Source organism: Salinivibrio sp. PR919, assembly GCF_001995355.1.
Taxonomy (GTDB): domain Bacteria; phylum Pseudomonadota; class Gammaproteobacteria; order Enterobacterales; family Vibrionaceae; genus Salinivibrio; species Salinivibrio proteolyticus.
Genome location: NZ_MUFL01000036.1, coordinates 20,965 through 32,277, shown reverse-complemented (window position 1 = coordinate 32,277; position 11,313 = coordinate 20,965). Strand labels below are relative to the sequence as shown.

General features: G+C 50.5%; 12 protein-coding genes. 2 read left to right on the top strand and 10 right to left on the bottom strand.

The window, feature by feature from the left end:
* On the bottom strand, nucleotides 1-707 hold a 707-nt coding region (locus tag BZG83_RS08805; RefSeq protein ID WP_131825071.1), incomplete at its 3' end, for a methyltransferase.
* An 88-nt stretch (nucleotides 708-795) separates the two neighbouring features.
* Nucleotides 796-1,770: an HTH-type transcriptional regulator CysB gene (gene cysB, locus BZG83_RS08800; protein WP_069588842.1), complete on the bottom strand. Its 975-nt coding sequence runs from the start codon at nucleotides 1,768-1,770 to the stop codon at nucleotides 796-798.
* 387 nt (nucleotides 1,771-2,157) lie between these two features.
* Here cysB and BZG83_RS08795 point away from each other — a divergent pair, with 387 nt between their 5' ends.
* Nucleotides 2,158-2,916, top strand: coding sequence for a DNA repair protein (locus tag BZG83_RS08795; protein ID WP_077480165.1), 759 nt, complete (start codon nucleotides 2,158-2,160; stop codon nucleotides 2,914-2,916).
* A 78-nt stretch (nucleotides 2,917-2,994) separates the two neighbouring features.
* Here BZG83_RS08795 and BZG83_RS08790 read toward each other — a convergent pair whose 3' ends face one another.
* Genes BZG83_RS08790 through BZG83_RS08780 form a run of 3 tightly spaced genes read right to left on the bottom strand, consistent with a single transcriptional unit; the run spans nucleotide 2,995 to nucleotide 4,591 of the window.
* On the bottom strand, nucleotides 2,995-3,480 hold the full coding sequence (locus BZG83_RS08790; protein ID WP_077480164.1) for a low molecular weight protein-tyrosine-phosphatase: 486 nt from the start codon (nucleotides 3,478-3,480) through the stop codon (nucleotides 2,995-2,997).
* Nucleotides 3,481-3,538: 58 nt separating this feature from the next.
* Nucleotides 3,539-3,844, bottom strand: coding sequence for a Dabb family protein (locus BZG83_RS08785; protein ID WP_077480163.1), 306 nt, complete (start codon nucleotides 3,842-3,844; stop codon nucleotides 3,539-3,541).
* Between the two features lie 9 nt (nucleotides 3,845-3,853).
* On the bottom strand, nucleotides 3,854-4,591 hold the full coding sequence (locus BZG83_RS08780; RefSeq protein ID WP_241828284.1) for a dienelactone hydrolase family protein: 738 nt from the start codon (nucleotides 4,589-4,591) through the stop codon (nucleotides 3,854-3,856).
* Between the two features lie 114 nt (nucleotides 4,592-4,705).
* Here BZG83_RS08780 and cobO point away from each other — a divergent pair, with 114 nt between their 5' ends.
* Nucleotides 4,706-5,296: a cob(I)yrinic acid a,c-diamide adenosyltransferase gene (cobO, locus tag BZG83_RS08775; protein ID WP_077480162.1), complete on the top strand. Its 591-nt coding sequence runs from the start codon at nucleotides 4,706-4,708 to the stop codon at nucleotides 5,294-5,296.
* Between the two features lie 64 nt (nucleotides 5,297-5,360).
* Here cobO and BZG83_RS08770 read toward each other — a convergent pair whose 3' ends face one another.
* The 5 genes from BZG83_RS08770 to apbC form a co-directional block, all read right to left on the bottom strand.
* Nucleotides 5,361-6,419: a metal-dependent hydrolase gene (locus tag BZG83_RS08770; protein ID WP_077480161.1), complete on the bottom strand. Its 1,059-nt coding sequence runs from the start codon at nucleotides 6,417-6,419 to the stop codon at nucleotides 5,361-5,363.
* Nucleotides 6,420-6,477: 58 nt separating this feature from the next.
* Complete coding sequence (locus tag BZG83_RS08765; protein WP_241825774.1) at nucleotides 6,478-8,622, bottom strand: AsmA family protein; 2,145 nt, start codon at nucleotides 8,620-8,622, stop codon at nucleotides 6,478-6,480.
* A 122-nt stretch (nucleotides 8,623-8,744) separates the two neighbouring features.
* Nucleotides 8,745-9,332, bottom strand: coding sequence for a dCTP deaminase (gene dcd, locus BZG83_RS08760; protein ID WP_069588830.1), 588 nt, complete (start codon nucleotides 9,330-9,332; stop codon nucleotides 8,745-8,747).
* Nucleotides 9,333-9,415: 83 nt separating this feature from the next.
* Nucleotides 9,416-10,060, bottom strand: coding sequence for a uridine kinase (gene udk / locus BZG83_RS08755; protein ID WP_069588827.1), 645 nt, complete (start codon nucleotides 10,058-10,060; stop codon nucleotides 9,416-9,418).
* Between the two features lie 144 nt (nucleotides 10,061-10,204).
* A complete protein-coding gene (apbC, locus tag BZG83_RS08750) occupies nucleotides 10,205-11,308 on the bottom strand; it encodes an iron-sulfur cluster carrier protein ApbC (RefSeq protein WP_077480159.1) in 1,104 nt (367 codons plus the stop codon).
* Between the last annotated feature and the right edge of the window lie 5 nt (nucleotides 11,309-11,313).

The window sequence follows — 11,313 nt, the reverse complement described above, 5'->3', positions numbered from 1 at the left end:
GGTTGATACGTCTTACCCGTAATCAATTGATAACAACACGGTGATACACTAATCGCGTTAAGATCGGCCGCAACCGCTTGGCGCAATAGGTGCACATGCAGATCGCCACAAGCATGCAGCGCCAAGGCATGATCGCAGCGATGAATCACGGATAATGCCGCCTCACTAAAGGCATCTAGATGATGAAATTGTATCGGCAACTGGTGCTGTTCAGCATAGGCTTGGCCTTGTTCACAAAGCGCCTGCTGCCACTCTAAACTGTCCACTCGCGCGGGTGTACTTGCCGCCACAGCACGGCCTAAATATCCTTTTCCTGCACACCACTCTAGATATCGTTGCGTGGATGGTTGTGTGGGGACGGCGCTCAAGTAAGCGCGAATTTGCGCCCACTTCCGCCCGGGGACTCCCACGCCAAGCCGCTCATCCATAGCCACTGCTGCCATCTTAGCCTCTGGGACATCCGTTAAGCGTGGAATCGCGGCCAACGCCGGCCACCACTTCGCCAATTGCTCTGCCACTTGGTTTGGCGCCGCCTTCCATTGCGCGGCCTGTGAAATGTCGAGCGTTGAAAGCCATTCACACAGTTCAGGACACGATGACCAAGGCAGACGCGCATGTGCCATCGGCATGGGCCGCCATAACCACTGATACTCCACCAGCAATTCGGTCAGTTGCTTAAATTGAACAAGATATAACGAGTTAGGCATCGGGCTGGCACCTTGATTGCTCGACAAATAGCGGCGTCACTGGGATCAAAAAGGGCTGCCGAAGCAGCCCTAATGGCAATCTATTATTTTATCGAATTGGTAGTGGAATGTCCTTAAACATTGCCTCGATTTCGTCGTTAGAGCGCAGTGCGACGGCTTGGTCAACAACGTTGCGCGTTAAATGAGGTGCGAAACGTTCGATAAAGTCGTACATATAGCTTCGTAAGAAGGTTCCTTTACGAAAGCCAATCTTGGTGGTGCTGGCACCAAAGATATGGCTCGCATCAATCGCTACCAAATCGGTATCTGTATGACTGTCCATCGCCATACTGGCAATCACCCCGACTCCGAGCCCCAATTTCACGTAAGTTTTTATCACATCGGCATCGGTCGCGGTGAAGACAATTTTGGGGGTGAGATGAGCGCGATGAAAGGCTTCATCGAGCTCTGAGCGACCAGTAAAGCCAAACACATAGGTCACCAGTGAATAAGCCGCTAAATCTTCGATGGTGATCTGCTTTTTCTGCGCCAGTGGGTGATCTGGGGTAACGATGATTGAGCGATTCCAGTGGTAACAAGGTAGCATCACCAGATCTTCATAGAGGTGAAAGGCTTCCGTTGCAATCGCAAAGTCCGACGTCCCTTTAGCGACCGAGTCTGAGATTTGCGTGGGTGTGCCTTGGTGCATATGCAACGACACTTTCGGGAAACGTGCAGTGAAGGTTTTGATCACCTCAGGCAGTGCATAGCGCGCTTGGGTGTGCGTGGTTGAAATATTTAGGTTCCCCATCTCTGGGTGGGTATGCTCGCTTGCCACCGCCTTAATGCTTTCAACCCGTGAGAGAATATCTTGCGAAATCGAGACAATCGCCTCACCTGCCGGTGTCACTTTGGTTAAGTGCTTACCGCTCCGCTCAAAAATCTGCACGCCCAGCTCATCTTCTAATAACCTGACTTGTTTACTGATCCCAGGCTGAGAGGTATATAAACTCTCTGCCGTTGCAGACACATTCAAGTTATGATTGACGACTTCAACGATGTATCTAAGCTGTTGTAGTTTCATAGTGCAGACGCATGAGCCTCGTAATAAAAGTGACCGCCTTGGGATTTCTCTTCTTCATTTATATACCCAAATTCGATTATTTAATAGGCTTTGGTTATATAAACGTTAGTGATTGCACATTCACTAATCGATCCTGTGCCTATGGTGTGAGAATGATGGAATATTCCTGCGAGGAAAACCCAGAATCAAGCAATTAGAGTCGCGAATTCCACCAACATGGGCCACACTCAAACAAACTGACGCGAGATCGAACGTAAGTGAGGTTGAAACTCAGGTTAGAGACGGATCACTGAACCGTGTTAACACCTGTATTCATGCTATCTCTGACCTTAGAGATCGTGTATCTTAATCAGTTGAGTTTATTACAAGGAACATCGACGCTGAATTATGAATATTGCCTTGATAGCTGGCCTTTGTGTCATATTGCTCGGCCTGATTGTCGGCTACAACATTTTGGCTCAACAGCGCAAACAGATTGAATCGCATAAGCGTCAAGAAATGGCCAAACACATTGCGGTAATCGACGCCACCGAAGAGCTAATTGGTAACGCTCACAACCTGCCTTATAGCGGGACTTTGTTAGTTTGCTTGAACAAGAAGATCCTTGATTCACTTAAAGCAATGCATGAAATCGATAACTCAGATAAATCTATTCCGCAGCGTATCAGCGCCACGCAAGCGCAAATTGACCAAATTAAACAGAGTTTCTCGAACAAAGAATCGACATCATTTCGTGTCCCAGATAGCGACCGCCAAGCCATTTCTATGCTGAAACTGGTAAAGCGCCTTCGCTCGGTGATTAAGGCAGAGCACTCAAAAGGCCGTTTACAAACCCAAGCCTTTGTGGCTGAAAATGCGCGCCTTGAGCAGATGCAGCTCAAAATCAATATTGAGAACGTGGTGAAGCGCGCTAACGAAGCGAAGCGCAAAGGCCAGTTAGGAACGGCACAACAATTGTTGAAGAAAGCGATCGATGTATTGGGCACCAAAAACGACAATTACTCAGCGCAAATGAAAGAACGCCTTCAGCAAATGCACACTGAAGTGACACAAACACTCAATACCGGTCACGAAAAGAGCAAGTCCGATCAAGAGCAAGAGAAAAGCGAACTCGACGAACTCTTCGCACCAAAGAAAAAATGGTGATGGGCTCAAAGCGAATAATAGACTCAAAAAAGGCGCTTATCGCGCCTTTTTTATTGGCTTAACGCCGACATCTCCGGCTTAAGCGCTAAATCGCATTTTGATATGGTCAAGCACCCCATCCGCCGCTTCTTCCAGCAAATCCAACACTTTTTCAAACCCCTGCGCGCCACCGTAGTAGGGATCGGGGATTTCCTGTTCTTCTCCCTCACTCCAACTTAAAAACAAAGAGAGCTTGGATTGATGCGCATCTGGGCACATCATTTGTAAGTCGGATAAGTTGCTCTGATCCGCCGCCAATATCATATCGTGTTTTGCAAAATCATCGGGCTGGATCTGTCGAGCACGAATACCTGCGAAGGAATACCCTCTCGCTTCCCCCGCTTTTTGACTACGTGGGTCGGGCGGATTACCTTGATGGCATCCCGCCGTCCCTGCCGAGTCGATACGAACCGCCAGTCCTCTTGTCTCAGCACGTGCTCTCAGCACGGCTTCAGCTGTCGGCGAGCGACAGATATTGCCTAAACATACCACCAATACACTGGGTGTCGTTGTCGCTTCCTTCATTCACTATTACTCCGTTTGCCTGCGAGCTCACAGTGTATCAGGCCGTCCATTTGCGCGACTAGCTTAGTGCCACCGTATAATCAATCACAATTAAATCCTCAATCACGGGACGAAACACGTCTTTTAACGCTTCGTGTGCAGGATGGGGTAAGTAGGTTTGTCGCGCCGCCTCATCACGAAAGGTCATTAAAATCACATGGCTATAACCTTGGTTTTTCCCCTCTGGGCTATTGTTTTCGCCCCACTCTACCGACTCCACCCCTTCAATGGTTGAGGGCATCGCCTCGAACGCATCACGGACAGCTTGAATCTGTGCATCGCGCGCATTGGGCACAAACCGTACTACCAGTACATGACGTATCATTTTAAATCCTTATTGGTTTGCCAAATCGACGCTCAGTTGTTCGGAAAGGAACTGGGTGAATGCTTGCCAAGACTGCTTGTCGGCTTGTTCGCGATAACGCTCCGAGCCAAAGACAGTAAAGGCATGGGGCGCCCCAGCATATACTTGCGACCAGTAATCAAGGTTGGCGGCTTCAAGTTCGTTAATCAGCTGCGCAAATTCACTCATGGGAACGGCTTTATCCGCACCACCGTGAGCAATAAAAAGTGGCGCAATATCTTGTGAATATGCCTGTCCACTTGGGGTTTCCAAACCACCGTGAAAACTGGCATAACCACTGACTGGCATCTGCTGCGGATTGCGTGCAAGTTCGAGTGTCACTGTTCCGCCAAAGCAATATCCTGCCACCACGGGCGCCTCAATTCCTTGCGACTGTGCCGCTGCCATGCCCGCTTGAATTAAGGTTTGCATCCGTGCTCTATCTTTATAAAGCGCGCCTGTCGCTGCTCGCTTCGCCTCTAGTGTTTGAGGCCGATTTCCTTTACCGAACATATCGAGCGCAAAAACACGATACCCCATTYCCGCCAACATGTCTGCTCGTTGCTGTTCATACTCGGTTAGGCCGTCCCAGTCATGGATAATCACCACACTGCCCTTTTCAACCGAGCTAGGAGTCGCTAAATACCCGGAAAACATCTCATTGCCCAATTGATACTCTATCTGCTCTCCCGCCAATACCGGAAGTGAGAATAGACATGTTACTGCCACTAGACATCGCATTGTTTGTTTCATCATTTCATCCTTGATTGGCCTAGGTATGGGTGGTGTTCAGTGCATGGTCTCTTTACTATAGACACAGGTTCATCGTTTATTGGAAATCAAATGTCTGAACAGGGTCATAAAAAACGCCAACAAAAACTCAAAGAAATGGTTGATGCCCGCGTAGAAGCGGCTCAGCAAGAAAAAGGATTACTGCTGATAATTACGGGGAATGGAAAAGGCAAATCAACCTCTGCCTTCGGTACAGTAGCACGAGCAACGGGCCACGGGCTCAAATGCGGGGTGGCGCAGTTTATAAAGGGAACGTGGGCATGTGGCGAGCGCGATCTGCTATCGCAGCATGGCGTTGACTTTCACGTGATGGGCACCGGATTTACATGGGACACCCAAGATAAAACCGCCGATACGGAAGCCGCGCAGCAAATCTGGCAACACTGCCAAGCCATGCTGGCTGATCCAAACTACGACTTGGTCGTCCTTGACGAGATCACCTATATGATCACCTATGGTTATATTCAACTAGAAAGCGTGGTCGCCGCATTGCAGGCAAGGCCCGCCGACCAATCGGTGATTATCACCGGGCGAGGTGCCCACCGCCAGTTGGTAGATATGGCCGATACGGTCTCAGAAGTCCGTAACGTAAAGCATGCGTTTGATGCTGGGATCAAAGCGCGCCAAGGTATCGACTGGTAGTACTGGTTTTCGCCATAAAAAAATGGGCGAATACGCCCATTTTTATTTATGGTGCTGACCAACCTCAGGAGGCTGAACGGACCTTTGCCTGTTGTTCCTCATTCGGGTAGCAATCTTTTTGATTACACAACAACGCATCAATCGACTGGTCGCCGAGTAAGCGCCGCCAGAGGGCAGGGATAGTGCGTGGCAAGACCGGCCCTGGCTCTAGCTGACGCGGCGGAACAGGGCGCCATTCTCCTTGGTCACTTTGCTCGGCAAGCAAAAACTGGAACGGCCGATAGTTCGCCATACCTAATCGCAGGTCTGTAACAACTTGCTGCCCCCCACGATTTTCATAGCGTAAAAAGTCCCGCGCAAAAAAGCGCAAGGCGGTCAATGATTCTGACTCCGCCAACGGCCATCCTTGCTGCTCAAACGCCATCCAATCGATCTCAGGTGTTTTATCCAATCGCGAGGCAAGCCCTTCCCAATAGGTCTGCTCCCCTCTTACCACAATACGCCAAAGCACCGTATTAAAGGGCGTAGGGGTAATAAACATAGGCTTTCCCGCCAGCTCAGTGCCTTGGGTTTGTTGTGCCACGCGCGCTTTTATTTGCTCAAGCTGATACACAGAACTTAATAAATAAAGACTCGAGGCGATCAGTCCAATCACGCATAGCCTTGCTGCGTTGGCCCTCCATACTAGGGCCGCAAGCACACCGATAAGCAATGGCAGCGTATACAAGGGGTCGATGATAAAGATACTGGCGACCGCAACAGGCGGCTTATCCAGCGGCCAAAAAAGTTGCGTACCATACGCCGTCATAGAATCAAGCAATGGATGGGTAACCAACACACTGATCACCAGCACCATCAGCTGCCATAAAGGCCATGTTTTATTACTCAAGCGCCACCACAGTGCCGCTATCGCGACACCCAAGGGCGGTAACACAAACAGTGAATGGCTAAAGCCACGGTGGTTGACGGTATTCGCTACCGGATCGCCGTAATCAATCACGACGTCGAGATCCGGTAAGGTTCCTAACAGTGCCCCCGCCAAGAGCACCTTAGGGCTGCAGCGTCGGCCTGCAACTACACCCGCGACAGCCGCCCCCAAGGCAGCTTGTGTTACAGAATCCATATCCGATATCTGTCCTTTGTCCTGTTTGTATTAGATAGCTTGGTGCCGCATAAAGCGATCATTGAAACAGGTTGAGTAACTTGTCAGCCGCCTCTTTCACTTTCTCGTCATCCGCTTTATCCCCGAGTAGTTTTTTAATGCCGCGTTGCGCTTCTTTGCGCGCTTTCTCTTCCAGCACTTTATTGCTACTCAATAGCTTTTTAATGTCGAGTTTGTAACTTGGCGCCTGCCATGTTCCCGCAACATCGACCGGAATGGTCACATCTCGCAACTCATCGATGTCTTTGCCGCCTTGGCCTTTGCTGGTCTCGACCACAGAGGTATACACCGCAAAATCGAGCGTCTCTTTCAATAAATCTGTCTGCCCTTCACTGCGTACACGCAGCGCAGGCGCTTCCAGCAATAAATCGTTGGTCCGCGCCATCCCATTTCCAAGCACAAAGCTCGCGGTCAGCGCACTGAAGTCTGTTTTACGGACTTCGTCAACATATGCCGACTTCTTACCTTTGAGCGTTGCCTTGGCTTCACGCAGCATCTGGGCCAGATTGATCCCATTGATTGCACCGTCTTCAAAGAAGATCGCAACACGGCCATTGATGGCTTTACGCAATGCATAAGGAGATAGCCCCTTACCTTGTACATTGACGTCAACGTTTCCTTTACCTGCTAATAGATCAACTTCGGCAGCGTCTTGAAGTAGCGGCAGCACCTCGATACCACGCGCCCGCTTGCTGACCTCGTACCGTGCCGGCGAGACCGACGCATCCAATACCGCACTGGTCGATACCGTGCCTTGATAGGCCTCTGTCACAAAGCGCGATAAGGTGACTTTACCCCGGTTAATGGTTACTTCGGCTTCAGTTTGACCGAGTTCGACATTAGCGACTTTGAGTCCTTGAAGTGCAAGGGTTCCCGCTACATCCAATTGTTGTAGCGCGGATAGATCAGGCTCTTCTCGACTCAATGCTGGCGTGGTTTGCGCTTGTGGGGCAGCCGATGATGAAGACGCCGAAGCGGCATTGCCTTTATCTTGTTGCGGCGCCTCTGTCGTCGTGGGCAGCAATGCATCCACATCAATGCGGTTAGTGTTCAGCGCAAAACGAACTTGGGGAATATCAGTGAGCTTGACGGCTACTTTGCCATCCACGATCACTTGGTCGGTGTTTAAACGGCCGACAAGATCCGTCACCGTGACCGCATTCGCGTCCATATCATAATCAATATCCGCTGCCAGCTGCTGCGTGATTGACTGATTAGGCACCGCCTCACCCGAGACCTTAGTCAACATATCCAGCCCTTGAATCGCAAACTGCTTCAAAGACGACGCAACCGTGACTTGCGCTTTACCCGACGTTTCCACGTCCATATCCGCCGTCTTTAACTTGGCGTTAAACCCAAGCGCTGAAGCTTCACCCAGCGCAAAACTTTCTAAGGTAAGATTCGCTTCGCTCAGTGTCACATCTCCCGACTGCGCAGATAACGTCATCGCAAACTGACGTAACTGACTTTGCATGGGATCCGTCATCAGTTTCACATCGCCTTGGCCTTGTAGGGAAAAGGTATCTGCATTTTGGCTTCCCACCAGCGAAACGCTTACCGGCGTCCACACCGCCGGTGCCAAATTGCCAATCTCTACATTCACCTCATCAAGGCGTGTCTGTGTACTCGCTTGATCATCTTTGAGCAGCACACTGGCATTACTGACACGCAACCCTTGTAGCCTTATATCCCAGCCAGCAGCCGGTGTTTCGGCTGGTGATGCTGAGTTGCTCGGTGTCACAGGTGTGCTTTCCGTGGTGGTTTCAGACTCGGCTTGCTGTGGGGTAAGGTTAGTTTCACCATTGGCAAGCGTTTGGACAAAAATACGCGGGTCTTGCAGTAAAATTTCACCCACATGGAGCTGCTGAGACAGTAAAGGCAACACATCAATAGACATTTGCGCGCGAGACAGCGCGAGCAAGTTTGGCTCATCAAACCCAGGGCGGTTTTTCACCGCCACATCCGCCACTGAGAAGCCCAAGCTCGGCCAAAACTGCCAATCGATATCACCATCAATGACCAAATCAAAGCCAGTTTGCTGCTTTACTTGTTCAACCAACATCGGCTTAAATTGATTCGGGTTAATGGTGGCGACAACGGCGGCCAGACCGCCGATAAGGATGACCAGTAACCCAGCCACTATCGCCGCAATTTTCTTTACCATCACTGTATGCTCCTTGTTCGCGTGGCGAAAATAACGCGTTATATTTGATAGCGTTATCGACCACAGTTCGACAATCTGGTTCCATTTCATCAAAAAATGCGCCCTTAGGCGCATTTTGATAGTTAAGCCTTATCTTGGCTAATTCGCGAGGCGACCGCCCCTTGTTGGTTCTTATATTTGGCGTTATCACGCTTATTATAGGGTTGCTCTGCCGGACCTGACATAGGCTCAAAACTAAGCGCGCCGATGGGCATGCCCGGGCGCAGCGCAAGCGGCAAACGGCCATTATTATAAAACTCTAACACAATGCGGCCCGACCAACCTGGATCGATACGATGCGCGGTCACATGCACCATCAGTCCCAAACGCGCCAATGATGAACGGCCATCAAGCCAGCCAACAATATCATCGGGTAGAGTCACGGATTCATGAGTGACGGCCAGAGCCAGCTGCCCGGGGTGCAAATAAAATGCCTCTCCTTCAGCAACCTCGATTTCATCACTCATCACCTTTTCGAGTTGCGCATTGACCTCTTCTTTTGGGCCAGACAAATCGATGTATGGGGCGCCATGATCATTAAAGACACGAAATTGGTTACCTAGGGTCACATCAGCCGTGACACCTGAAATCGATGCATCAGCCGGACGCGGATCAATTTTGATGCGGCCATCATCGAGGTGCTCTTTGATATGCCTGTCGCACAGTCGCATCGGGGTTCCTCACTGTAGATGGTTTTAGAACACGGCACCACGCAAGGTCGCATGTGCCGCTATTCGCTAGATTATCGGTTGATTTACGCTTTTAGCAAACGGGCAATATGCGCTTTTAGCACATCAATGGCAATCCGGTTTTTACCCCCGCGAGGCACAATGATGTCTGCATATTGTTTTGACGGCTCAATAAACTGCATAAACATAGGGCGGACCGTCTTTTGATATTGCTCCATGACAGAATCCATGGTGCGGCCACGCTCGGCAACATCACGTTTCATGCGGCGTAGCAAACAGATATCAAGTGGGGTGTCCATAAAGACGCTAGCGTGGATCAAATTGCGAAGACGAGGATCGGTGAGCAGCAGAATACCTTCGAGGATAATGACTTTTTTCGGGGTCATCGTCGTGGTTTCCGCCATTCGGGTGTGCTCAGAATAACTATATACCGGCACATCAACCGACTGACCGGCGACCAATGCTTCCAAATGCTCACACAACAGATCGTGATCCAGTGCCTGTGGGTGGTCATAATTCGTTTTTACGCGCTCTTCCATGCTGAGGTGGCTTTGATCGCGGTAGTATCTATCTTCCGTGATCACGCCGATTTGATGATCGCCGACTTTTTCCTTTAATTCCTTATAAATGGTGCTGGCGATAAGGCTTTTACCGGATGCAGAGGCGCCTGCGATGCCGATAATAACGCAGTGGTGGTTGTTATCACTCATAATATGAATACCCAGAGGAAACTTGGCGGAATCAACATAAACCGCCTGATTATAGGGAGTTGAGCCGGCTGGCGCCAGCGAAAATCTTGCTTGATCGCCACATCAGCCGGCATTCGCGTCTCAACAGTGGTCCGTGCTCAACCTCTAGGGCAAGGTTTGTATAGCTATCTGTTCAGGGCGCGTTTCACCTTGCCAATACAGTTTACTCGCCACGGTGCTCGCCATATCACGATACGCATTGGTGTGCTCACTCTCAGGACGTGCCACCACACTTGGCTTTCCGCTATCAATGTCTTCACGAATGGATACATGCAATGGTACCTGCGCCAAAACTGGCGTGCCTTGCTGCTTCGCCATTTTTTCAGCGCCACCCGTACCAAAAATTGCCTCATGATGCCCACAGTTCGAACAAATGTGATAGCTCATGTTCTCCACCACCCCTAATACAGGGACCGAGACTTTCTCAAACATCGCCACGCCTTTTATCGCATCGGCGAGTGCGAGGTCTTGCGGAGTCGTCACGACCACCGCGCCGTTTACCGGGAACTGTTGTGCCAAACTTAATTGGATATCCCCCGTCCCCGGTGGCATATCTACCACCAAATAATCCACGTCAGGCCAGCGGGTTTCATTGATTAATTGAGCGAACGCTTTCGACGCCATCGGACCACGCCAGACTGTCGCGTTGTCGGCCGGTACAAGATAGCCAATCGAATTCGAGACAATGCCATAGCGCGACACAGGCTCCATCAGTTTGCCATCGTGGGTTTGCGGTTCGCTATGCTGTGCACCGAGCATGAGAGGCACCGACGGTCCGTAGATATCTGCATCCAACAGCCCCACACTTGCCCCTTCTGCGTGCAACGCGAGCGCTAAGTTCACTGCTGTGGTGGACTTACCAACGCCCCCTTTTGCCGAACTGACCACAATCAGATTTTTCACCCCTTTTACCGGCGCTTTGTCACCGGCTTTCAGCGGAGCGACGCGCTGGGTCAATGAAAACTGGCTTGCGTTTTCCGGTACCTGTACGGCGAGCCAGTCAGATAGCGCTTGAATGATTGACCCCGCGGCAAAAGGAAACACCACCTCAATACTGTTTTCATGACCCTTGACCCAATGCGGCTGGCTGGCCCATTGGTCGATCAACCCCGGATGAGAGAATTGATTGAGTAATGTCACCGCTGCGTCTTGGCTCATCACTGATGCCGCTTTTTTCGTTGATTTGTTCTTTTTGCCGCCAAAAAACATGCTTC